We start from the raw sequence: 23,723 nt of genomic DNA, 5'->3' as shown, positions 1-23,723 counted from the left end.
TGCGGGACGCAGCTGCGTGTACGCCGCTAAGGCGCGCCGGGCCGACTGCTTCACAACCTATACCCCTTTCGGAAAAACAACATGACCAACGCTGCAATTTCCTACGGCGCCCAGAAGGGCGGCGCGGGTGACACCGACGCCCTGCGTCTCGTCCAGTACGGTGGCGAGGTGCTGGAGGCCTTCAACTCCAACGTCGTGATGAACGGCTTGATCCGCAACCGTTCCATCTCGGGTGGCAAGACCGCCCAGTTCCCGGCCTTCTTCAAGGCCTTCGCCGATCTGATGGTGCCGGGCACCGAGCTGACCGGCAAGGACGTGCTGAAGAACGAAGTGACCATCGAAGCTGACGGCCTGCTGATCCACGACATCTACGTGGACCGCATCGACGAGATGCTTCTGCACTACGACCTGCGCGGTCCGTACGCCAAGGCCCAGGGCGCAGCCATCGCGCGCATCTACGACGTCATGGCCCAGATGCTGGTGTTCAAGGCATCGCAGGGCGGCGAGCTGTTCCCGGGCGACGGCGGTGGCACCACCATCACCGAGTCGGCCTCCCAGGACTTCATGACCTCGGGCAGCGACCTGATCGACTCGCTGAACGCCGCCAAGCTGGCCCTGGAGCAGAAGGACGTCGATACCAACGTGCTGCACTCGGTGCTGCTGCCGCTGCAGTGGTCGCTGATCGCGAACTCGGACAAGAACATCAACCGCGACTTCGGCGGTCAGGGTTCCACCGCGTCCACCGTCCTGCGCACCATCAGCGACATCCAGATCCACAAGTCGAACAACTTCATGTTCGGCCGCGATGTCACCCCGTACAACGCGAGCACCAATGCCGATGGCTTGGTCGGTCACCCGACCGATGTCCGCCGCCTGCCGGCCACCATCGCCGCGAAGTATCAGGGCGACCTGACCAAGGTCCGTGGCCTCGTGTTCACCGAGGACGCCGCCGCGATGCTGCACGTCCTGGATCTGAACACCGAGACCTACTGGGACGCGCGTCGTCGCGCCACCCTGCTGATCGCGGAAATGTGTGCAGGCGGTGACTCGCTGCGCAACAAGTGCGCCGTTGCCCTGAAGGGCAAGTAAGCACAGCCGAATCGGCCCTCACCCTCACCGGGGTGGGGGCCTTTTTTCTTTCTGGAGTTCCCATGTCACTGCCTCCTCTGAACTTCGTCCCGCTGACCGAACTGGACAGCGTGAACAACCTCCTGATGTCGATTGGGCAGTCACCTGTGAATTCGCTTGCGGTGCCCGGCGTCAAGGACGTCAGCATCGCGCAGCTCACGCTGCACAACACCTCCCGCGAGGTGCAGTCGAAGGGCTGGTGGTTCAACACCGAAACCGCCTACCCGCTGCCTCTAGACGTCAACCGTATGTGTGTCCTTCCGGCCAACGCGATGGAGACCCTGCCCGACGACACCACGTTGGTGGAGCGCGCAGGAAAGCTCTACGACACCGTCAACCGGACGTTCGTCCTTAAGTCGCCCCCGACGGCGACCCTGAACCTGTTCCTCGCGTACTCAGAGCTTCCCCAAGTCGCCCGCCGCTACATCGAAGCCCGCGCCGGTCGCGTCTTCCAGTCGAACATCGTCGGCTCTCCGATCCTCTATCAGTTCACCAAGGAGATGGAAGCGGAAGCGTCGGTCGAGATGGATCGCAACAACCTGCGCGGGAAGAAGCCGAATTGGTTCACCTCTGGCGCCACGTCCAACCGCATCTTCAGCCGGAGCTAGCATGCTCACCTCTAAGTCGATCCCCGCGCTGTACGGCGGCGTTTCGCAGCAGCCGGACACACTGCGAAGCGAGATTCAGCTTCAAGAAATGACCAACTGCTGGGCAACCATCGTGGATGGTGTGGGCAAGCGCGCTCCGACGGAGTTCGCCGCGCTACTGTCCGGCGACAACCTGCAGGACGCTTTCATCCACATCATCAATCGCGACGTCCGCGAACGGTACGTCGTCGTGATCACGAGCGCCGCCCAGGTGCTGTGCTTCGATATGGAAGGCAAGCCTCGTGCGGTCAACTTCCCGTACGGCAAGGCCTACCTGACGATCCCAGCAGGTGCCACTGCACGCGACACCTTCGCTGCTGTGACCGTTGCTGACTACACGTTCATCGTGAACAAGTCTGTGGTCGTCAAGCAGGGCGTCAAGGACAGCGACCGCGCCACCTCGCAGTACAACTACTACGATCCAAATCGCCAGACCGCCGCCCCAGGTGCTTCATACGGCTCCTACGCCCCGAACCCCTCAGTCGGCACGTTCATGGGTAACGTTCAGACGTTCCAGGATCTGCCGAAGGCCGCGTCCGAAGGTCAGACCTACCGCGTCGTGGCTACCTCAGACAGCGGCTTCGCTGGCTACTTCGTGCGCCGCACGCAGGGCACCTGGATCGAGGTCACTGATCCTAACGGCAACAACACCATCGACCCGTACACCATGCCGTGGGCGCTTGTTCGCCAGTCGGACGGTGTGTTCGAGGTCGCGCCGTTCGCATGGGGCCCCCGTCGCGCGGGCGACGCAGTCACCAATCCCGGCCCGTCGTTTCTTGGCCGCACGATCAACGACGTGCTGTTTGTCGAGAATCGGCTTGGGTTCCTCTGCGACGAGAGCACCGTTCTTAGCCGGGCGGGGGACTTCGGCATGTTCTGGCGTATGACGGTCACGCAGCAGCTCGACGATGACGTCATTGACATCCAGGCATCGGAGACCAAGGTCACCAAGATGCTCCACGCGTTGCCGATGCTGGGCTCGATCATGCTGTTCTCGGACCAAGTCCAGTTCCGCATGGAGAAGGGCAACAACGGTGCGTTCACGCCAAACGGCTGCTCGCTGACTCCGGTCACGCAGTACCCGGCGTCGAGCAGCGTCCCGCCCGCGCCGCTCGGCAGCGACGTCTACTTCACCTCGGAAGAGGGGGGCTGGGCCAAGCTACTCCAGTACTACGTTCGACAGGACGGTACAAACAGCACCGACGCAGACGATGTGACCGGCCATGTGCCGCGCTACGTTCCTCAGGGCATTCGGGGGCTGGCCGTCAGCTCGGACCTGGACGCCGTCTTCCTGATCACCGACGGTGCGCCGAACCGCGTCTACCACTACAAGTTCTACTGGGAAGGCGACAAGCTCGCGCAGTCCGCGTGGGGCCATTGGGAGTTCCCTCAGGGCACCCGCGTGCTCGCCTGCCAGTGCATCAACGGCGTCCTCTGGCTCGTCATTGCGCGCCCTGGAGGTACGTTCCTGGAGCAGATCAACCTCTCGGCCACGGCAAATGCGCCGGGCATGGGCTTCCAAGTCCACCTGGATCGCCGTATGTCCCTACAGGGCAGCTACAACGCGAACGGCGACTACACCCTGTTCGATCTGCCGTTCCAGGTGCCCGCATCTGAGCACAACCTGTGGCAGATCGTCAGGGGACCACAGGCACCTTCAGGTGCAGGCGGGCTCGTCGATCCCAAAACGTACGTATGGCTCAACGACTGGACGATCCTTGTCCCCGGCAATGTGACCTACGGGAAGTCGTTCGTGGGCGTGCAGTACGACGCACGCTGGACCTTCTCGCGCTGGTATCAGAAGAACTCGCAGGGTGCGCCAGACCTTTCTGGCCGACTGCAGATCCGAACGGTCTCCCTGGCCTACACCCGCGCTGGCTACTTCCGCACAGAGGTGGCGCCCTATGGGACTGCGCCGGACGTGCAGCCTGTTGTTCCCCATCTGCTGGCGCAGTTCACAGGCAAGACCATCGGCAACGCTGATTTGCTTGTCGGCTCCCCATCCTTCAGTGACGGCGTGTACTCCTTCCAGGTGTACGGCTCCGCTGAAGACGCAACCATCACCATCGCCAACGACAGCCACCTCGGTGCGTTCTTCACGAGCGCTGAGGTCGAGCTGTTCTGGCAAAAGAGAGCACAGTTCCGATGAACATCGTTCGCCCCACCGTCGCCTCTGACGCCGCGCTGCTGGCCCGCAACCTGCGTGATCAGGATCGCCGCGAGATTGTGGCATTGACCGATGCGTCCATGACCTCCGTCGTGGAGACCTCGGTGGCGGCGAGCGACAAGTGCTACACCTGGACGAACGAGGGTCGCGTGGTCGCGATCTTCGGCGTCGCCCCCACCGACATCCCAGAAATCGGCTGCACCTGGATGCTCGCCACGGATGAGCTGGTGACTGAGAAGGACTTCATGTTCTCTTTCGGCACGCAGTTTGTTGACGAGTTCAACAGCATGTACCCGGTCCTGGAGAACTACATCCTCCCGGACAACTACGTCTGCCTGAAGTGGCTCGAACGCATGGGCTTCGTCTTCGACGAGCCGGAGCCGTTCGGGCCGCACGGCGTGCCGTTTGTTCGCTTCACGAGAATCCTCCCATGTGCGTAGTTGTAGCCCCCGCCGTCGCCTGGGCGATGGCCGCAGCATCCGCTGCAGCCGCCGTGGCGTCCGGTATCGAGCAGAACAAGAAGGCCCAGAAGCAGGCCGACCTCCTGAGGGAGCAGGCAAGCAAGCGCGCTGACCAGCTTGCTGATCAGGCCAGTGCTGAGATGAATGTCCGTGCCAAGCAGGTCAGAGCAGCCCGGGCTTCGGCTCGCGCGAACGCTGGCGGTGCGGGTATCAACCTCGGCTCGGGATCGTTCCTGGCACAGCTCAACGCGTTCGACGCGCAGCTTGATGAAGCCCAAGGTCTGCAGTCCAAGAACCTGAAGAACAGCATCGAGTCGAACAGCACTTCGCTGAACGTCTCCCTGTCTCAGCTCAACTTCAAGTCCGGCCTGAACATCGCGATGGACGCCGCTCAGGCCGGTGCAAGCACCTACGCCTCCGCTGGTGGCTCGTTCGCACAGAAGCCTCCGGGCACCTAAGGAATCTCTATGCCCCGCGAAACCGTAACGGCATCGCGTCAGCGAGCCGGTTCCAACCCGCAAGTCACCAGCGCGCCGGGCCTTGAGGTCACGGCGCAAATCGTCGCCCCGCGCAATAACGCCCCGGACAACTGGGCGAGCCTGAAGAATGTCCTCCTGCTCGGTGGACAGATTGCCGGAGTGGCGAAGCAACAGGAAGAAGCAAACGCTGCCGCTTGGAAGGCGCAGGGCGTTGCCGACCGGCAGACCGACCATGTTGACGACGCGCTGGAGCAGAAGCATCGCGCCTACGCGGACGGCGTTACCCACGCTGCTGCTGTGACGCAGACCCAGGCCGCCCTTCAGGACGCCCTGCAGGAAATCGAGGAGACGGTCGATAAGACCCTCCCGCTCGACGAGCAGATGCTCAAGGTGGATGGGATCATTCAATCCCACACCGGCCCCATCGTCGCCTCCGATCCCATCGCGCGACGCGCTGCGGCGCCCCTGATTCGGGACTACTACAGTCAGATCGCCGGAACCCGGGGTCAGTCCCTGGTTGGTCAGCATCAGGCTGAAGCGGCAGACGCCCTCAGCGCCCAGATCGGCGCCGCCGTGGACGGTGGCCCTATCAGCCTCCCGGACGCCATCGCGCAGGCCGCAGGCGTGTTCCCAGGAGGTCGTACGCAGGCGTGGGAAGTCGGTGTGGACCGGCTGGCCCAGATCGCCGAGGAGCGGAATGACCTGACGGTACTGGAGCTGTTGCCGAAGACCTACGTCAACGACGACGGCGTCACAGTGGCGTCCCCGATCAACTCAGTGAAGGCCCAGGCCCGCCTGAACCTCGCGAAGGACCGAATCGCTCAGTATCAGGCCAAGATCGCCAAGCCGCAGAAGGAGTGGGAGTTCACCCAGGCGCTGGCGCCGTTCGAGGATCGCATCGACAAGGGCTTGCCCATCGCTTTCGCGGAACTCAAGCCGTTCGTCACGTCCGGCCAGATGTCCGCTGAGGGTGCCTGGGGCCTAGTGAATCGGTCCGAGACCGCACGTAAGGCGCTGCACGAGAAGGCGCTGAAGTGGGATACCGAGAAGAGCCTCCTGTCGTCCTTCGGTGTCCAATCGTTCCACGACATCATCGGCGTCACGGACGGCCCCAAGACGGCCTCTGAGGCTGACGAGTGGAATGGCCGTCGGATGACCGAGGTGATGTCTGCGACCATCGGCCAGGGCACTGAACTGTCGGGCCCGCAGATCATGCAGAGCCCTCAGGCGATGGCCCAGGCGCTGGCGCTGTCGAAGGCAACCCGGACCGCCTTCCCGGCGTTGAAGGGCGCGCTGAACAACATCGACCTGTCGGACGGCAACACGGTCATCAAGCGCCTGGACGCGTACCGCGCAGTGAAGGCCCAAGGCCAGACCGCGAGCTACCTTCCGGACGACACCCAAGCTGCCGTGTATGAAGCCGCGCTTGGGCAGAAGGATATGGGGGTGAAGGATGAGGACATCGCGCGGAACATCGCGCGGTACAACGATCCGACCTTCCGTGCCTCTCAAGTTGAAGCCCGCTCCCAGATCGACAAGAAGGTGGCCTCAGCGAGCTTCGACACGCAGGGCAAGTGGTTCGATCAGGGTCTCGATTCAATGGCAGGGCCCTCCCGCCTGTACGCGCAGTCCAAGATCAAGCAGATCGCCAACGTGTTCGTCGGCATGGGGGATTCGCCGGACGCCGCAGTGCAGAAGGCGACCGATCGCTTCAAGGCGACGAACCAAGCGATTCGGATCAACGGCCAGAACATCCTAGTGCCAACGACCAGCGGCGACCCGCAGACCCTCAAAGCCACCATCGAATGGGCAGCTCCGAAGGCCGAAGAACTCGCCAAGGCTGCAGGCGTCAATCCTAAGGGCGCCACTCTTCGCTTCATGCCCCCGGCCAACGGCCAGGACGCGACGGTGATGACCGTGGATGCCCACGGTGTCCCCTTCGGGCCGGTCCTCAGCCTGTCGAAGCTCACCGAGGCATACCGAAAGGCGCACGGCGACAACTACGACGAAGTGGTGAAGAAGAGTCGTCAGGGGCAGGCATACCGCCAGCGCATGAACGAAATCTATTCACCCGACAACCCCTTCGCAACCAAGATGCTCCAGTAACGAGAACCTCATGGCAACCAAAGACGCACAGATCGCCGACCTGCAATCGGCCCAGCAAGAAGATGGCATCGCGACTGTAGCGCCGACCCTGGTAGCCCCTAAGGCACCCGTGGCCCAGGATGACCCCGACAAGCGGGGCTTCCTGGCGCTGTGGCGCGACACCGACTCAATGGGCAACTCCGCAGCGCGCTGGGCGGTTGTGAGCCAGATGCCGGAGGACGAGACGTTCAGCGTCGAGCATTCCGTGCCGAAGGCGGAGTGGAATCAGCTCACCGCAGGCTTGCCCGACAGCGCGAAGGAAGAACTGGCTTACCAAGCCTCCAGCCGAGAGAAGTTGTACTTCCTGGCGGACGAGGCTCATCGCCAGATGAAGAACGAGGAAGAGCTGGCCGCCTACGGCGGTTGGGGCATCGCCGGCCGCATGGGCATGGGCGTTGTAGACCCGGGAATGCTGCTGATCGGAATGAGCACAGGCGGCGCCGGTTACGCTACGAAGGTGGCGCAGCTCGGTGACGCGGTGAAGATCGTGGACTCTGTTGCAACAGCGAAGACTGCGCTCGCTGCCGTCGATGCCGCCAAGGCTGGCACAGCCACGCGCTACATCGCAGGTCTCGCGGGCAGTGGTGTCGAGAACGCGCTCATCCAGTCCGCGTTACAGCAGGGCGATGTGACCAAAGACGGCACCGACGTGGCGATTGCTGCGTTCGCAGGTATGGCGTTGCATGGCGCCATCAGCGGCGTCCATACGCGCGCCGAGGTGGGCAAGCTCGCCCAACTTTCCGCCGAGGCAAGCAATCAGCTCAAGCTGCATCAGCTGGCTGAATCCATCGTCGAGCAGCGCGGCGCAATCGTCGCCTCCCTTGCCGGTGGTGAAGCTGCGGCGCGGATGGCGTCGGGCGTGGTGGATGGGCGCACTGCCGACTTCCTGACCAGCCACAACGGCGACATCGCCAACTACGCCGACTTCCGCCGTACGCTCGAATCAGGTGGGCGAGCCGACGCAGCTTCTTCGACGTCGAGCGCAACTGGCGCTGATCAGTTCATCGCCAAGACGTGGAAATCGGTGGTCGCCCAGGCCAAGCCCGCGTGGGCTGATGGCCTATCGGAAGAAGACCTGCTGAAGCTTCGCACTGATCCGGCCAAGTCCGCCGAGATGGCGAACTTCCTGGACAGCCAGAACAGCGCAGCGCTGGAGAAGGCTGGCGTCCCGGTTAACGTGTTCAACCTGTACGCCGCGCACCACTTTGGGCCGCAGCGCGCCATCAAGTTCGCGAAGGCTGAAGCCGATGCACTGATGGAAGACCTGCTGCCTAAGGGCGTGCTCGACGCCAATCCCTACCTCAAGGGGAAGACGAAGGGTGAGGTCGTAACGAACTGGACGGAGCGAGCACGGAAGGGTGGCGTGGACATCGACACGATGATCCGTCGCACCGGCCTGGGCACGGCCGAGCAGTACCGCGCCAGCGCCCTGGCCGACTTCGACGCCGACGGTGCTGACGTACGCATGCGTGAGTACCTCGCCGACGAAGGCCGGCTGACCGCACTGGACTTCGAGGCCGGAACCGCGCTGAAGAACGGCGAGGCCCGCGCACTCGAACGTGCCCTGGACCGCGACGCGGCGTCGCTGCGGGACAACCACGGCACCCCCTTGGGGCAGGCCCGTGCTGAGCTGAACGCCCTGCAGGCGAAAGTGCAGGCGCTGGCAGAGGGCCGCGAGGGTGCTCTTGAGCGAATGCTCGCAGAGGACCGCCTGAAGCTGGGCAACGACGTCGCCGAGAGCAAGCAATACTCGAAGCTCCGGGCAGGCGTCGTTGATCGGCAGATTGCCGAGCAGACCGCCCCCCTCAAGGCCAAGCTGGCCGACCTGCAGGGCAAGTACGACGCCCTGCGGCGCACCACCGAGAAGACTAAGGCAGATCGTGAGGCCTCCCTCAAGATGCATCAGGGGGCCGTCGTGGCACGCGGGGAGGCCAAGCGCATCCGCGCCCAAGAGGCCGACCGCGAGGCGCTTCGGGAGGCACTGGGTCTCCATGCGCGGCGTGAAGGCCTTCGTGAGGAGAACCGGCAGGTTGCCCCGATGCGCGAAAAGCTGGACCGCCTGGAGGAGTTCGATGCCGCCAAGGCGAACACGGACGCGGTGATCGCGGGGCAGGCATCGTTCGGTAAGGACACCCTGTCCGCTGCGAAGGTGCTCGGCTACTCCGACGAGATGTTCCCGACCGCAGTCGGCTCCGGCGAGAAGCTACCGCAGATGAAGATGGCCGGGGCACTCCGCCTTGCCAACAAGGGCACCTTCAGTGGTGTCCTGCGTGGTAGCGAAGTGGAGGCCGTCCGGGACAACTTCGGGCGCCTTGTGGGCAACGAGTTCGGTCACGTAGACGGCACCGCCGTTGATCGCGGTGCGAGCGAAATTGCCTCCCTGCTGACGAAGCGCTTCGTGGGCCACTTCAACACTGCCGTCAAGGCTCACTACGGCCCCTGGCTGAAGGAGCAGGGCATTCCGTCCTGGCGCTACTACGACCGAGGCGTCCGCGCCAAGTTTATGACGGACGTGGGTCTGCACATCCGGGGCGGGGAGGTAGAGTCGCCTGCAGTCGAAGCGATGGCCGGCCGTGTCCGCAAGCTGTTCGCGGATATGCTGAAGGAGGCGAAAGACGCCGGAGTCCAGGGCTTCGACTCGGTCGAGGTCAACGACAGGTATCTGCCGCGCATCTTCGACTTCCACCGGTTCCACGACCTGGAGCTGAAGCACGGCACCGACCAGCTCGCGAAGCTGATCAGCCACGGCATGCGGGAGGTCAATCCCGAGCTGGACGAGAAGATCGCCGACAGGCTCGGCGCGCACTACATCCAAAGGATGCGAGAGCTGCGAGTGGGTAATGACCCGGGCATCCTGGCAGGCATGACCTTCGACGACATCGCGTACCTCCGGTCGTTCCTGAAGGAGGCTGGCATCGACGGCGACGAGCTGGAAGAGGTGGTCGCCAAGTTCGCCAAGGCGAAGACCGGGAAGGAGACGGGCACGGGCGAGGGTGGGTTCCGGAACGCAAAGCGGCGGGCGAAGTTCGATGAGAGCTTCAGCATGGAGCTGCGCGACAGCGTAGCCAACGATGGTTCGACCGTAAGGGTCTCCATCAGTGACCTCCTCGACAGTAACGTGGAGACGCTCCTGGGGCGCTACACGCGAACCATGACGGGCAACACGGCGCTGGCGAAGATCGGCATCAAGAGCAACGCTGATTGGATCGACCGAGTGAAGGCCGTGACCAACGCCCTGGAAGGGCACCCTGACCGGGATACCATCCTGAAGAAGGGCCAAGCCGCCTACGACATCGTGGCCGGCCGTCCGTTGGAAGAGGCTGGCTTCTGGCAGGAGATGATGCGCACCACGCGCGACCTGACCTATGCGACCCAGATGGAGAACGCTGGTCTCGCAAACGTGCCAGACCTCGCGTCGCTGCTGGCCTGGGGCAACCTCCGGTACACCTTTCGCAACATCATGCATCTCCCTTCGATGTTCGCTCGGGACGCCGATGGCCGCCTGAAGGACGCGACCATGCGAGAGCAGGAAGAGTGGCTGGGCATCGGCACTGACTACCTGAACAACACCGTGTTCTCGTCCTACGACGTGGCGGCCGAGGCTGTGATCCCTAATGCCGGTCTCCGGACCTTGGCTAAAGCTGGCTCGGCGGTTTCCCACGGCGCTCGTGTGACGGGCCGTGCGGTGACCGTTGGTTCCGGCATGGCCGGGCTCAACGCCTTTGCCCAACGCGCAGCCGCGCAGAACATCCTGCACCGCCTCAAGGACGACTTCTTCGGTCGCGGCGAGTTCAACAAGGTGCGTATGGCCGCCCTGGGCATCGACGATGAGATGGGCAAGCGCATCGCCAAGGAGATGAAGGCGCACACGGAATGGGCCGAAGGTGAGCTGGGCGGAAAGATCCGCAAGGTGAACTGGGCCGACTGGAAGGATCTGGAGGCCCGCGACCGGCTGCTGTATGCCGTCAACAAGGAAGCCCGCAAGAACATCCAGGAAGAAGACCTCGGCGACACGTTCCTGTGGCAGCACTCCGGCCTGGGTAAGTTCCTGTCGCAGTTCCGTCGCTTCAGCATCACCGCCTACAGCAAGCAGTTCCTGCGCTCACTCAATGAGCGCGACGCAGAGGCCATTACTCGCAACGCGCTCCAGGTGATCCTGGCGGGCGCCGCGTACTGGACCAAGCAGGAGCTGCAGCTGCAAGGCATGCAGGCCGCTGGGGTCGAGCAGGCAAAGCTGGACAAGTTCCAGAAGGACACCATGGGCGGTTCTCAGATCGCTCGTGCAGCGCTGCGCAACGCAGGCTTTATGTTCCTCCTGCCCGACGCGGCGGACTCGACCGTCGGCCGCGCAACCGGCAACCCGCTGTTCGACTTCCGCAACTCCGGCAACAGCTCCGACCTGATCGGAGGCGTCCCGGGCGTTGCGCTGGTCAACAACATCGGCACGGCGGCCTCAGGTGTCACCCAGGCCATCCTTCGGGGTGACCGGCAGTACAAGCAGAAAGACCTCAAGGCGCTCCAGGCGCTGATTCCGTTCGGTAACCACCTCGCGGTGGCGCCGCTGTTCCAGAGCATTGCTCAGGATCTGCCGACGACCGACGAAGACGACGACCCGGACTCCACCAAGTGGTCCTGGCAGTAACCACAAGAGGCCCTTCGGGGCCTCTTCTCTTTTGGACTCCCAATGACGTCACGCATTGCCATCGCCATTGAGGCGACCGACTCGCAGTTTTCGGTTCCGTTCCCCTATATCAGCCAGCGGCACGTCATCGTCGCGTTCAACCGCCTCATCAAGAAGGCGGGTATCGACTACTACTGGAAGGACGCAGCCAACATCGAGTTCTTCACGGCGCCCGGTAAGGGCGTTCTGGAAGTGATCCGGAACACGCCCACTGAAGAGGCGCTGGTCACCTTCCACAATGGCTCACAGCTCACTCAAGAGGAGCTGAACATGGCCGTCCTGCAGTCGCTCTACTCGACCCAGGAGATGAAGGACTACTACCAAGCCCTAATCGACGGCACGCTGGATGCCTTGGTACTGCAGAGCGGGGCGCCGACAGCTGGTCCTGTGATCGACAAGGTCATCCAGAAGATCCTTGAAAGCGAGGAGCTGAAGGAGCTGCAAGGCCGCATCGTCAGCATTGACGACACTGCAGCGGCGCTTCTGGGTGTGCGCCTACAGCTCAACCGATTCGCCGAGGTTCTGGACGCGTTCGCTGAACTGGACGGTGTAGAGACCGGGACGTTCCTGCGAAACCTGCAGAAGCAGGTCGTGGACGGTGACAAGGCCATTGCCCAGCAGCTTGCGCTGATTGGCGCCAAGTCCGGCGACGGGAAGGCCTGGGTGCTCAATACGGACACCGTCCAGGTCGAGCCGGGCAAGTCCCTCGCCGATGCGTTCACTTCGCTTGAGTCGTCCATCGAGACGGCCGCGAGCAGCCTGAAGGCGACCTTCGACCAGCAGGTGACGACGCTCACCACTGCCAACTCTGCCAATGCGCTCGCGATCACCCAGCTGGGAACGAAGGTGGACGGTAACAGCGCGCAGATTCAGCAGACGATGAACACGGTCAACGGGCTGAGTGCGAACTACATGCTGAAGACCGACGTGAACGGCTACGTTGCCGGCTTCGGTCTATGGAACAACGGTGCGACCTCGCAGTTCAACATCCTGGCAGACAGGTTCGCCATCGTATCCCCGGGCTACCCAGGCGTCGTTCCGTTCGCTGTGGACGCTAACGGCGTTTACATGAACAACGCGTACATCCGCAACCTGAGCGTGGACAAGATTAGCGGTGGCGCCATTCAGAGCGAGTGGGCACTCAATAGCTCTTCAGGGCGCATCGTGTTGAACACAGGTGCTTTCATGAAAGTGCTCGGCGTCGGGTTTGGAATGTACGGAGACCTGATCGAATGGTTCGGCCCGGTCATGCCCATCAATCAGTGTACGAAGACGAACGCGACGACCTACGTCGGTACGGACGGGTCTGCTTACTTCGGCGGCAACTTGCGGGCCGGCGTGCTCTACAACGCGGCGCAAACCACATCGACCAGCGGGTCCGCCTACGTGGACGTTGGTCCGTTCTGGACGAACGGCAAGCAGAAGACTGTGGTCGTGTCCTATCAGCTCGACAACTTCCAGCAAAGCAACGCGTACAACCGCAACAACATGCAGTGGAATGGCGTCAACCCCGCCGCAACCATTGCGCTCTACCGGAGCATCAACGGGGGCGGCTTCGTCGAGTGCGCTCGATGGTCGTTCAGCGGCGGCGTCTCGATCAACAACGAGTTCGACGGCCCTGACATCGCCGAGTCGCATTGCGCGGGCTCGGGGACGTTCACCGACAACACTGGCGCGTCGAACATCACGTATCGCGCTCAAATCATCTCCAGGACTGACGCCGGATTCACTCATGTGAGCGGCATCAACATCAGCGACTGGAGTCAGCGCGTGGGCATCGTATCTACGGAGCAGTAATGACCACAGAGGCACCTACGCAGGCGCAGCTCGCACAACAAATGTCCGAGCTTCTGATGCGCTTTCAGACGTTCACCAAGCAGCAGAAAGAGTGGCTCGCAGGCACGCCGACGGGTGGTCCCGAGGGTAACGGAACGTATCCCCTGACGGACTATCTGGGTACGACCTATCTCGTTCCGTGCCCGGCACTAGATAGCGCTCGCGTGAATGGTCAGGTTGACTCGGCCAGGGATTATGCCGCGCAGGCGTCGTCTTCCCTGGCTGCGTCGCAGACGTTTCTGACGCAGTCTTCGCTGGCGCGGGACGTTGCCAACGACTTCGCCCAAGCGGCTATGGTCGCGAGGGATCTTTCGCAGATGTATGCGGATCAGGCCGGCTCCCATGCCGCTAACGCTCGCGCCTACGCGCAAGATGCTGCCGCGTCTGCGGAACTGGCGAAGATCGACCTCCAGGCCTTGGCCGATTCGGTTTCGGAGTCGGCAGAGTCGGCGAGGTCCGCCGCTTCTAGTGCCGCCTCCGCAGACGGCAGTGCCGCAGATGCAAAAGGCTCCGCTACTGCCGCTGCCAATTCCGCAGCTCAGGCCAACACCTTCAACCCGGCCAACTTCGCACCTATCGCGGGCGTCAATGGTGACTTCACCGTGCGCGGTGCATTGGCCGCCGCTGGCGGCACCGCAACCGTTCGTGCAGCTGCTGGTGGGGGCAATAGCACTTTGTGGTTTGCCGATTCCGCTGGTAAGGGCCGCGCGGTAACTCTCTGGGACGGTGCCGGCGATCTGCTGACGCTACGCAAGTACGACTCGGGCGGCAACTTCAAGGACGTCAGTATCGACAACACTGGCTCCCTCTCCGTTGCAGGGTCTGGCAGCTTCGGTAGTCAGATTTACTCCTCCCACCTCTACCCGCTCGTGGAGTTCCGCCAGCCGGGCACGCCAGTGACCCAAGGTGAGGGCTTCGTGGGCTCCTGGGGCGGTTCGACCATGCTCCGCAGCTGGCCCTCAGGTGTGAACCACGCGAACTACCTTGAGCTTGGCGTCAACTGTTCGACCGGCGCGCTGACGTTGTCGGACGCGACCCCAGGTGCGCAGCCGTTCTTCAAGGCGACGCGGGATGGCGGCGTCGGCGTGACCGGCGTCAGCTCCAGCTACAACATGGCTGCTCGTGACAATGCTGGGCAGACATGGTCCACATACGCCTCGGGGAATCAGTATCGCGTCTGGAGTAGTTACAACGGTGACGTATTCAAAGTAGGGATGAGTGGAGACGCATACATCCTGGGGCCGAACTCAGGTGGCTCGCTCCAGATCGGGCAGGGCACCGGAAAGTTGTCGATTGGCGACGACACGTCGTTACTCGACATTGGCGTTGCTCATACCCTGGGCCTTCGCAGTTCTACCTCCGGAAGCATCGGCTTCCTTCAGTTCGGCACCGGCTACTCACTGGGTTGGAATGGAGAGAACCTGACTTGGGCCGGCTTGCGCTTCGGTCCGAACGTTTATATGGGCACCACGGACGCTAACGCAGTGGCGGGCGGTCATTACATCGCCAACTTCCCGGGCGGCACAACGCAGAACACGCCGACGGGGTCATGGACAACCATGATCAACGCGCTTAACAGCGATAGCACATGGGGCTTCCAGATCAGCCATGGTTGGTTCGAGGACGACCTGTGGTATCGCCGTAAGTACAACGGCGGCTACGACCAGCCATGGCGAAAGCTCTGGCACTCAGGAAACCTCGTTGTCTCTTCGGGCGACCCCGGTGCTGCCGACGGCCGCATCTGGATTCAAATCTAAGGAACAGTAATGAAGCTCAAGCTCAAGACCATCGCCTCAAATGTGAGCGATTTGACCAAGCCCGAGGACCGCACCCACGCGCTTACCTTCGCCTCTGTCGAAGTGGCCGCTGTCGGTGTGGGCCTGTACGGCCAGAACACGTTGGTGATCACCGTTACCGCTGAGGAGGCGGCGCGGTACACCATCGGCGGCACCTACGACGTGGCCCTGTCGCCGGCAGAGTAGCTCTCATGCCTCTCTACGCTGCCTCAGGTGGAAGCTGGAGGACTCCGCGCGGTATGCGTGTGGGTGGCTCTGCCGTGAGGAATGTATGGGTCGCCACGGGCGGCGTATGGCGAAACGTGTGGTCAGCCTTCTCGGCAAGCGCGAGCGGCGGCTCATTTGAACGGAACATCGGTAACGCCAACACGCCGCGCACGGTGGCTACATCCGTGGGAGTCACCGCGTTCCCTAATGGCGGTTCCGGCAATTACGCCTACAGCTGGAGCATCCTGAGCAGCTCCGGAGTGACCGGGGTCTCGCTGAGCAATGCCAGCTCCCAAGGCGCGACCGTCAACGCTACCTGCACTCTCAATGGCGGTGGCTCTGTGAGCCTCCAGTGCGTAGTCACTGACGTTTCTTTCGGCCTGTCGGCCACTGTGACGACGGGCACCTCCTACAACTACTACAACACGCTCTAAGCACGAATCAGGAGAACTATCGTGGAAATCGCAATTGCAATCGTCGTCGTGGTCGCCTTCGCGGCCGTCATCACCATCGCTCGCCGTCGCTCGAAGTCCAAGGGCTCCCAGGGCGGCTCAGGTGGCGTGGGTCCGGCCAAGCGGCCGAACAGTGAATCGCAGGCGAAGTAACCCCTGAGGACACCTTCGGGTGTCCTTCCTCCACCAGGACAAGACCGAATGAACCTGACGGCCTCCGCAGTGATCCCCAAGATCCTGATCGGCGTCGTAACCGCTGGTGCCCTGTGGGCCACCTCGACCCTCGTAGAAGGCAAGACCACGAACGCCCTCCAGGACGCTCAGTTGGATCGCCACGAGAAGACCCTGCTCAAGATCGACTCCCTGAGCGAGCAGCTCACGGAGACCAACAAGAACCTCGCAGTGTTCCAGGAGCAGCTCAAGGAGGTACGAAATGAGCCGCGCCAGTGAAGAAGCGGCGGACGCCCTGCATGCGCTCACCTTCGAGGTGATCCAGCAGGAGATTCAGGGCTACCGCGACCGGAACGAACCGGTGCCGCCCGCCCTGATTGGGCAGGCCATCAAGCTCCTGAAGGACAACGGGATTGAGTCACCTGTGCGGGCGAAGAAGGCGCACGACTCGATGGCGCCTCATCTGCCGGACTTCGGTCCAGAAGATGCGGTGGGGGCGGGGGTGCCTCACTAGGGTCCAAAGGCGGCAGCATTTCAACCATGCGCCATGCGACAAGAAGCACGGCGCCTAAGATCAGCATGCGAACTTGCCACTGCTGGCACCCGTGCGCTTTGTCCGAGTGCTTAACATACTGATTGCGGAGCCTTGCGACCTCCTGTGGGTCTGGGCCCTTTTCTGTGCCCGCCGTATCTCCGTAGTAGTCAGCCAGTGAAACGCTCTCAGCTGTCATCAGCACTTCGTGCTCAAGTGACAGACATCCCAAGATGAGGCTGATCAACCAAGATGCCGCTCCGCCTAGACAAAGCAGTCCGGGCAAATCAAATGTTTGCCCGTCGAGCTTTTGCACGGCAAAGCCCAATCCCGCGCCAGTCGCAGCTAGCAGGAAGTACACGTACTTCACTGCGCGCTCGTTCTGGCGCCGCTCCAAGTCTTCAGCCAACTTCTTGTAGTCAGTCATGTCAGCGCTCCTCAGAAGCGTGCTTCCGCTGCCTTGCAGTTCGCTTGATAGATCACCCGGTTCGCTTCCCGGTTTTCGAGGAGCATGTCGCCGGTGTAGCGTTCAAGCGTAAGGAAACGCACTGTTCCGTCCTTAGAGGTGAGGCTCCCTGTGTAGCGGTCAGGGGCAAGAGCCAAGGGGCCCTCAACCCAACCAACGTCTGACGGCATGCGTGCCTTTGTCTTCGCGTCATCGAGTGTGATCGTGACCTCGATCTGCATCGGACCCTCCGCCTTCGTGAAGAACACGCCCTTGCATACCAGTGCCGATGCTTCGGCGCTCCCCGCTGCAGCCAGGGCTATCAGCCCGCCCAGTACGTACTTCATATCCGCTCCTTGTGGTGCGGGAAGTCTAGCGTGATCGGGCCGTCCTGAGTCTTCCTTCGGGCCCCCGGAACAGCCCCTGAGGGGCCGCCCCGGGGGGCCCGCCATATCCGTACAAATCGCCACTGCGCGTGCCCGTGAGGCGCGCCTAGGGGCCTCTGCGGGCAAATGTATCCGTGAGCGAATCTAAATCCTATCCAGAATGGGTGACCTGCGAGACGGAGCGTCGGATGTTCGACGACTTCCGCGTCTTCCTGTTCGTCCTATGGAAGCACCTGAAGCTGCCCCCGCCGACCAAGCGTCAGTACGCCATCGCCCAGTACGTGGCGACCGGCCCACGCCGCCGAATGATCCAGGCGTGGCGTGGTGCGGCGAAGACCTGGATCACCTGTGCGTACGCCCTGTGGCGTCTCTATAGGAACCCGAACGAGCGCATCAAGATCGTCTCGGCCAACGAAGACAAGGCCATTGAGAATGCCGTCTTCATCAAGCGCCTGATCCACGAGGTGCCGCAACTCCAATTCCTGAAGGCGAAGGGTAGCCAGCGAGACGCCACCCAGGCCTTCGATGTTGGCCCTTCGGATGCCGCAGTGACCCCTTCGGTCTCCTGTGTGGGCATCACCGGCCAGCTTACTGGCGGCCGCGCCACCATCCTCATCTCCGACGACGTCGAGGTGCCGAAGAACTCCTTGACCGAGGCGATGCGTGAGCGACTGGCCGAGCTGATCAAGGAGTACGACGCGCTGGTGGTGCCTGAGGGCTTCGACATCATCTACCTGGGTACACCCCAGACGGAGCAGTCGATCTACAAGAAGGTCCGTGAGCGTGGCTATGCCTGCCGCATCTGGCCTGTCCGCTACCCCATCGACCCGAACAAGTACGACGGGGCCCTGTGTCCTGAGCTGTTGGCTGAGCTGCTGGGTGACCCCTCTCTCGCCGGCCGCACAGTGGAGCCCTCACGGTTCACCGATATGGACCTCGCGGAGCGTGAGGCGTCCTACGGCCGCTCCGGCTTCGCCCTGCAGTTCATGCTCGACACGTCCCTGGCGGATGCCGACCGCTACCCGCTGAAGACCTCCGACCTGATCGTTACCGACATCGACAACGACGTTGCGCCGGTCAAGCTGGTGTGGGCCAGTGGGCCGCAGCAGTGCTACGGCGACGACATCCCGAACCTGGGCTTCACCGGGGACCGGATGTACCGCCCGATGAACACCTCAGACGTCTTCAAGGAATACCAAGGGCGCCTGCTGGTGATCGACCCCTCGGGCCGGGGCGGAGACGAGACCGCATGGGTGGTGCTGTATCTGCTGGAAGGTAACCTGTTCCTGAAGGCCTGGGGCGGATTCCGGTCCGGCTACGACAAGGCGTGCCTGGACGGCCTGGCTCTCACTGCCAAGCAGTACCGGGTCAACCATGTGCTCATCGAGAGCAACTTCGGTGACGGCATGTTCGCCGCGCTGCTGGAGCCGGTGATGTCCCGCGTATACCCCTGCACCCTTGAGGAGGTCCGAGCGACCGGCCAGAAGGAGCGCCGGATCATCGACGACCTGGAACCTGTGCTCAATCAGCACCGCCTGATCGTGGATGCCCGAGCTGCCAAGGCTGACGCCGAGGCCTGCAAGGGTGACGAGAAGGAGCAGAAGTACAGCCTGCTGTATCAGCTCACGCGGGTCACCAAGGATCGCGGGTGCCTGCGCCATGACGACCGCCTGGACGCGCTTGCACACGGCGTGAGGTGGTTCCTGACGAGCCTGAGGGTGGACGCTGAGGCCCTGGAGCGGGAGCACCTGAAGAAGCTGGACGAGGCCCGTTGGGCTGGGTTCTTCTCGCGGAGGGCTGAGGCCGCGTCTGCGAGCACTAGCAACTTTGCCCGGTCCAGGCACCGCTGACAGAGAGGGAGTAGGGCAGGGGATCAGCGATCGGTCCCCTGCCTCTCCTGAGGTCCACCTGTGTGGTCCTGATGTGGTGCGGGACAAGGGAGTCGAACCCTCACGCCAAAGGCGACGGCACCTAAAACCGTTGCGTCTACCAATTCCGCCAATCCCGCAGTGCCCGGCAAGTGTACCTGAGGAGAGCCGTGTTGGCCCTCCGTCAGGAGTTAACGGTAGCCGGCAGGCGGCTTGGGCAGCTTGCCATCCTGGGAGTAGATCGTTTCCAGCGGGGGCGGGACCGGCTTGTCTTGGGTTGCAGGCTGCTCCGGGGACGGGGCGGGCTTCTCGGGTTCAGACTTCTGAATCATGACGACTCCTGGTTGTTTGAGGACTACTTGAAACGGCTCCTTGGGTTTGCCAAGGCTGCCCAGCAACTGGATGCTCCCTAGCAGAAAGAAGCCTAAAAGGGAGAAGAGCAGACAACGATTGGCTCTTGCAGCCCAAGTGCTTTTTGTCTTGTTGTTTTCGCCGTTGTGCCCGGCATTGGACGCATACAGCTCATCCACCTGTTCGTTGAAGGACGCCTGCGCTTTACTCTCGTCCCCATCATGGGTTTCCAACCACTCCTTTCTCCGCTCAAACAGTTTCCGTGGATCAGCGAACTGAGCGTATCGGTATCCAATTAGAGCGCGTGCGATACAGAAAATGGTAGCAAGCGTGGTGAGCGCAGTGATCCCCGCGAGGCCGAACTGCAGCTTGGTCAGCCACTGGCTCCCCAGTGGTATCTCCTTCGTTAGGCTGGCTAGTCCTCCCACGATCAACGTCGCGACGCCGATGGTGAGCGACAGACCGCTGTGCAGACTATCGCGGCGTTGCAGCTCCCTGAAGTGGTGTTCCTTAAAAATGCTGTCTCTTTCCATAGGTTGACCTTGGGGCGCTGTGTCCTAGTTAGATTGCAGCAGGTAATGGGCGCGCGCAACGAGCGGTTTCTGCAGAAAAATCCGAAGGGGCATCGATAGATCGGACTGCGCCAAATCCCCCCTGGCCCCCTGCGTCGGAACGCGTTCGCCCTGGCCTCCTTCCGCCGTCCTGAGGGCACCTTCGGGGGCCTAGATGGCACACATCGGGCACACCTGCGGCGTAAGTGATTGATGGGCAAGGGCAGTGCATTGGATAGCGCATCCTGTGAGGCACACATGGGGCATGCCTGAGGTGGCCTGAGGGGCTGCATAGGGCAGGGCATGGGGATGCCTGAGGGCCTGCGGATTCCCGCGCCCTCTCGCCCCTATCTGTCTTTTTCGACCCGGCCACCCACGCACACCTGAGGCCCACTCACTGCCTACCTGCGGCATCCCTGAGGCCACGGGGACCGCTGGCCCCTGAGGACCAGCGCTAGGCCGCCTGAGGATCGCTGAGGGGCATGCCTGAGGGCAGGGCGCTGCATCGTTGCTGCTCGCACCTGAGGACGCCTGAGGGTTCCTGAGGAGCGCCCACGCGCGCCTATATGAGATGGGGCAGCACAGGGCAGGTATGCACCTGTCGAAAACTGCGCAAGTGTTGGGGCAGTAAGGCTGCGGGCCTATTCGAGTGCCCTAAATGCGCCTCTCGACGCATCCTGCACAGGATACAAATCAATCACTTATGAAATATCCGTTGACGGAGATGCATCCGCAATGGGATGATTCTCTCACCAGCGGCGCTGAGGCCAACGGGACAGGGGTTCAGCCCCTCCGCTCTTTCCCAACATAGCGCCACCCACCCGCAAGGCTTGGGGATGCATCTTCGCTAGAGGGTGCATCAACGAACCCACCGGAGTAACACCGCATGAAGCCTGTTGAGGATATCAAGCGCGGCGAGTTTGTCCGCAAGGTCAACAAAGACGGCAGCGAGCAAGCCCGCACCTACCAGCGCGGCGACTACTGCCCCAGTACGAAGCGCTTCGCATTGATCGACTGCGACAACGTAAGCCGGGAGGTCTACGTGAAGCGCGGCACGATCCTGTCCACCGAGTTCACCTACTGAGGAATGAGCATGGCACACGACACGTTTCTGACCGCTGCAGACGGCACCATGATCCAGTACGGCCCACGCCGCGAGGATCACGACGGCGAAATGCTCGCCTGCGACCCGCTGGATAAGGGCGCAGTGTGGAGCGTCTACGTGATGCCGAAGGACACCATCGGTTTCACCTGGGTAGCCGACTGCGACAACCTGATGACTGCGGGCCTGCTCGCCAACGCTCTGAAGGACTACCACGCATGATTCCCGTATTCGCCGCCTGCTGCCTGTCGGGCTACCTCATCGGCCGCGCTGTGGCCCGTCGTTTTCTCTAATACATCAGTTAAAGGATATGCATCCCATGAACGAACAAGTCGCAACCCTGAGCGCCCCCAAAGACAACGGAAAGAACCTCGGCGGGGATAAAGAGACTGTCGAGACGTTCAACCTCGTAGTGCGGAACAAAGTCGGCGAGATGTTCACCGCTGTAACCCTGAGGCTCTACATGGGCAGGTCTCGCGGAGCATCGACGGTCTACGCGTCTATCTGGGTCGGCGGCCAGTACAGCGGTGGTGCCTCCTACTACACCGCGGGGCACGGGCAGGCGGGCGGCTACGGCTACTGCAAGCGGTCGTCGGCTGCTGCTGCCGCGATCCAAAGCGCGGGCATTGGCTTGCACAAGTCCATTGCCGGTGTCGGCCACCGAGCGATTGAGGACGCATTGCGCGCCATCGGCACGGCCATGGGCTACTCCGAAATGCTGCTTGTGAACAACTGAGGTTGCCAGTCGGTGCGCCTTCCCTGAGGGCGCATCCGCTGACCACCACGGGGACACCCCATGCACGACGCCGCAGACCACATCAACGCACACCGCTGGATTCTGGAGAACACCTGATGCGCCGATACGCAGTGACTGTCGAGTACCACGAAATGCCGGGCGAGCCTGTGCCGCTCTACAGCCTCAACGATGACGGCCTTTACACAGAGGCCGGGGCAAAGGCGCGAATCACCCGAGAGCATCAGGAGAGCTGGAAGCGCGGCCTGACGCTCAACACCTCAACCATCACCCGGATTGATCCTCTCGCATGAGCAGAAACGCAGACCTCAAGCTCGCCACCGACGCGGATACCGTCGCCGCTAAACACGAAGCATGGGCGGCAGAGGACGCGGCCGCAGGGCACGCCCACCGCGCCGCGTTCCATACCCGGCAGGCCGTCTCCTACCGCGAGCTAGCCACCGTCTACCGCGCCTACGCGGCCCAGCAGTGATTCCGCCGTGTCCGCCTTACGCCCTGGCATTGAGGCGGACACCACGGAACCACTTCACCCACCACGCGCCAAGTGCGCAGTACACTGAGGACACCCGATGACACCCCGAGCTAAGTCGATGGACGCCCAAAAGGTAGACGCCGAAATTGCCAAGCTGATCGCCGAAACGTCGAAGATCAACGCGGAATCGCGTTGGTATCCGTTCGTCGTCGGTGCGGCCTTCTTCGGCGCCGCTGCGGCCTTCACCAAGCTGTTCCTGTAACGCCCTAGCGGCCCTGCCGCCACCCTTCGGAGCGCGGCCCTACGCGGCCCGCTCGCGGCCCCTGCGCCGCCACTTCCTACCCATCCCAAAGCGCCCGCCCGGTGCCCCTCAGGCGGCCCGGCGCTGCGCGTCTGTGCATCGGAGCCACACCCATGAGCAACGAATCCGTGAGCCGCCAGCGCGACCCGCTGGACACCGCCTATCTGACCATCGGTGCCTATCAGGCGCTGAAGGCGCTGAAGGATAAGCCCTACGACAACCTGACCGTGGCCGACGGCGAGTGCGGCCTGATCGGCGAGATGCTGGGCGCTTGCGATGCGGCCCTGCGCGATACCTGGGCGCAGATCGACGCGACTGCAGAGGGCTGGACTGGCGGCTGCTGGGCCTACGACATCGCTGAGCCTCTGGGCATGTGGTGGGTGAACACCTACGCGGCCACCGGTTTGCCGCCGCTGCGCGCCGCAGTGGACGCCAAGCTGGCCGAGATGATTGAAGCGGAGGGGCGCTAATGGAACTGCGCACCTACGGAACCTGCCGCGTCTACCTGCACCGTCCCGACACCTATCACGAGCCCCTCGTGCGCACCGAGGCAACCCCTGAGGACGCCGCTGCGTACGTCGAGCGAATGAACCGCAGTCTGAAGGCGGCCCGGCCATGACTCTGGCGAACCTGATCCTCGCCCTGTGGGCCGCTGCCAGTGCGGCCTGCATCCTCGTCCCCAGGAACAAACGCCAGTGAGCGGGGAGGGGACAACCCGCATTCATTTTTCAGAGTGGCACGGGCTTTGCAGTACCTAATGTCCCGTGTAGGCGCGGCACCTGAACCATTCG

General features: G+C 62.7%; 24 protein-coding genes and 1 tRNA gene. 22 read left to right on the top strand and 3 right to left on the bottom strand.

The features are described from left to right. The first annotated feature begins 81 nt into the window (after window positions 1–81). The 13 genes from ACUVWL_RS12995 (at window position 82) to ACUVWL_RS12935 (ending at window position 16,684) form a co-directional block, all read left to right on the top strand. Entirely contained in the window at window positions 82–1,089 is a 1,008-nt protein-coding gene (locus tag ACUVWL_RS12995) for a hypothetical protein (protein ID WP_445978428.1), read from the top strand. A gap of 62 nt (window positions 1,090–1,151) precedes the next feature. Next, entirely contained in the window at window positions 1,152–1,736 is a 585-nt protein-coding gene (locus ACUVWL_RS12990) for a hypothetical protein (protein WP_164114828.1), read from the top strand. A 1-nt stretch (window position 1,737) separates the two neighbouring features. Further along, on the top strand, window positions 1,738–3,924 hold the full coding sequence (locus ACUVWL_RS12985; RefSeq protein ID WP_445978427.1) for a phage nozzle protein: 2,187 nt from the start codon (window positions 1,738–1,740) through the stop codon (window positions 3,922–3,924). Beyond that, a complete protein-coding gene (locus ACUVWL_RS12980) occupies window positions 3,921–4,382 on the top strand; it encodes a hypothetical protein (RefSeq protein WP_445978426.1) in 462 nt (153 codons plus the stop codon). Before ACUVWL_RS12985 ends, ACUVWL_RS12980 begins: the two co-directional genes overlap by 4 nt. Continuing rightward, the gene (locus ACUVWL_RS12975; protein WP_445978425.1) at window positions 4,373–4,861 is read left to right on the top strand and encodes a hypothetical protein; all 489 of its coding nucleotides are present in this window, start codon (window positions 4,373–4,375) and stop codon (window positions 4,859–4,861) included. Before ACUVWL_RS12980 ends, ACUVWL_RS12975 begins: the two co-directional genes overlap by 10 nt. Window positions 4,862–4,870: 9 nt before the next feature. After that, window positions 4,871–6,988 carry a hypothetical protein gene (locus ACUVWL_RS12970; protein ID WP_445978424.1) on the top strand — a complete coding sequence of 706 codons (2,118 nt, stop codon included), beginning with the start codon at window positions 4,871–4,873 and terminating at the stop codon, window positions 6,986–6,988. Window positions 6,989–6,998: 10 nt separating this feature from the next. Further along, window positions 6,999–11,669, top strand: a complete 4,671-nt coding sequence (locus tag ACUVWL_RS12965; RefSeq protein ID WP_445978423.1) for a hypothetical protein — start codon at window positions 6,999–7,001, stop codon at window positions 11,667–11,669. 42 nt (window positions 11,670–11,711) lie between these two features. After that, window positions 11,712–13,505, top strand: a complete 1,794-nt coding sequence (locus ACUVWL_RS12960) for a phage tail fiber domain-containing protein (RefSeq protein ID WP_445978422.1) — start codon at window positions 11,712–11,714, stop codon at window positions 13,503–13,505. Then, a complete protein-coding gene (locus ACUVWL_RS12955) occupies window positions 13,505–15,301 on the top strand; it encodes a hypothetical protein (RefSeq protein ID WP_445978421.1) in 1,797 nt (598 codons plus the stop codon). Before ACUVWL_RS12960 ends, ACUVWL_RS12955 begins: the two co-directional genes overlap by 1 nt. A gap of 9 nt (window positions 15,302–15,310) precedes the next feature. Continuing rightward, entirely contained in the window at window positions 15,311–15,526 is a 216-nt protein-coding gene (locus ACUVWL_RS12950; protein ID WP_445978420.1) for a hypothetical protein, read from the top strand. Window positions 15,527–16,002: 476 nt separating this feature from the next. Then, on the top strand, window positions 16,003–16,152 hold the full coding sequence (locus ACUVWL_RS12945) for a hypothetical protein (protein ID WP_445978419.1): 150 nt from the start codon (window positions 16,003–16,005) through the stop codon (window positions 16,150–16,152). Between the two features lie 48 nt (window positions 16,153–16,200). After that, window positions 16,201–16,449: a hypothetical protein gene (locus ACUVWL_RS12940; RefSeq protein WP_445978418.1), complete on the top strand. Its 249-nt coding sequence runs from the start codon at window positions 16,201–16,203 to the stop codon at window positions 16,447–16,449. Then, window positions 16,433–16,684, top strand: coding sequence for a hypothetical protein (locus tag ACUVWL_RS12935; RefSeq protein ID WP_445978417.1), 252 nt, complete (start codon window positions 16,433–16,435; stop codon window positions 16,682–16,684). Before ACUVWL_RS12940 ends, ACUVWL_RS12935 begins: the two co-directional genes overlap by 17 nt. Before the next feature lie 456 nt (window positions 16,685–17,140). On the opposite strand, the gene ACUVWL_RS12930 is transcribed toward ACUVWL_RS12935, so the two are convergent. Beyond that, window positions 17,141–17,494, bottom strand: coding sequence for a hypothetical protein (locus ACUVWL_RS12930; protein WP_445978416.1), 354 nt, complete (start codon window positions 17,492–17,494; stop codon window positions 17,141–17,143). Window positions 17,495–17,721: 227 nt separating this feature from the next. Between ACUVWL_RS12930 and terL the strand changes: the two genes are divergently transcribed. Further along, the gene (gene terL, locus ACUVWL_RS12925; RefSeq protein WP_445978415.1) at window positions 17,722–19,383 is read left to right on the top strand and encodes a phage terminase large subunit; all 1,662 of its coding nucleotides are present in this window, start codon (window positions 17,722–17,724) and stop codon (window positions 19,381–19,383) included. 74 nt (window positions 19,384–19,457) lie between these two features. On the opposite strand, the gene ACUVWL_RS12920 is transcribed toward terL, so the two are convergent. Together ACUVWL_RS12920 and ACUVWL_RS12915 are read right to left on the bottom strand one after the other, a co-directional pair. Next, window positions 19,458–19,541 (bottom strand) — tRNA-Leu (locus ACUVWL_RS12920). A gap of 51 nt (window positions 19,542–19,592) precedes the next feature. Next, window positions 19,593–20,285, bottom strand: a complete 693-nt coding sequence (locus tag ACUVWL_RS12915; RefSeq protein ID WP_445978414.1) for a hypothetical protein — start codon at window positions 20,283–20,285, stop codon at window positions 19,593–19,595. Window positions 20,286–21,189: 904 nt separating this feature from the next. Between ACUVWL_RS12915 and ACUVWL_RS12910 the strand changes: the two genes are divergently transcribed. The 8 genes from ACUVWL_RS12910 (at window position 21,190) to ACUVWL_RS12875 (ending at window position 23,551) form a co-directional block, all read left to right on the top strand. Then, window positions 21,190–21,387 (top strand): hypothetical protein, encoded by a 198-nt coding sequence (locus ACUVWL_RS12910; RefSeq protein ID WP_445978413.1) that lies wholly within the window; start codon window positions 21,190–21,192, stop codon window positions 21,385–21,387. Between the two features lie 9 nt (window positions 21,388–21,396). Continuing rightward, a complete protein-coding gene (locus tag ACUVWL_RS12905; RefSeq protein ID WP_445978412.1) occupies window positions 21,397–21,627 on the top strand; it encodes a hypothetical protein in 231 nt (76 codons plus the stop codon). A gap of 97 nt (window positions 21,628–21,724) precedes the next feature. Continuing rightward, window positions 21,725–22,141 carry a hypothetical protein gene (locus tag ACUVWL_RS12900; RefSeq protein WP_445978411.1) on the top strand — a complete coding sequence of 139 codons (417 nt, stop codon included), beginning with the start codon at window positions 21,725–21,727 and terminating at the stop codon, window positions 22,139–22,141. Window positions 22,142–22,257: 116 nt separating this feature from the next. Beyond that, window positions 22,258–22,452 carry a hypothetical protein gene (locus ACUVWL_RS12895; protein WP_445978410.1) on the top strand — a complete coding sequence of 65 codons (195 nt, stop codon included), beginning with the start codon at window positions 22,258–22,260 and terminating at the stop codon, window positions 22,450–22,452. After that, the gene (locus ACUVWL_RS12890; RefSeq protein WP_445978409.1) at window positions 22,449–22,631 is read left to right on the top strand and encodes a hypothetical protein; all 183 of its coding nucleotides are present in this window, start codon (window positions 22,449–22,451) and stop codon (window positions 22,629–22,631) included. The genes ACUVWL_RS12895 and ACUVWL_RS12890 overlap by 4 nt, the downstream gene beginning before the upstream one ends. 118 nt (window positions 22,632–22,749) lie before the next feature. After that, entirely contained in the window at window positions 22,750–22,893 is a 144-nt protein-coding gene (locus ACUVWL_RS12885) for a hypothetical protein (protein ID WP_164114688.1), read from the top strand. Window positions 22,894–23,045: 152 nt separating this feature from the next. Further along, window positions 23,046–23,402, top strand: coding sequence for a hypothetical protein (locus ACUVWL_RS12880; protein ID WP_445978408.1), 357 nt, complete (start codon window positions 23,046–23,048; stop codon window positions 23,400–23,402). Further along, window positions 23,402–23,551 carry a hypothetical protein gene (locus tag ACUVWL_RS12875; RefSeq protein ID WP_445978407.1) on the top strand — a complete coding sequence of 50 codons (150 nt, stop codon included), beginning with the start codon at window positions 23,402–23,404 and terminating at the stop codon, window positions 23,549–23,551. Before ACUVWL_RS12880 ends, ACUVWL_RS12875 begins: the two co-directional genes overlap by 1 nt. The last annotated feature ends 172 nt before the right edge of the window (window positions 23,552–23,723 follow it).

Source organism: Stenotrophomonas muris (assembly GCF_052751275.1).
Note: the sequence above shows the minus strand (reverse complement) of the source record. Positions and strands in the feature narration are given on the sequence as shown.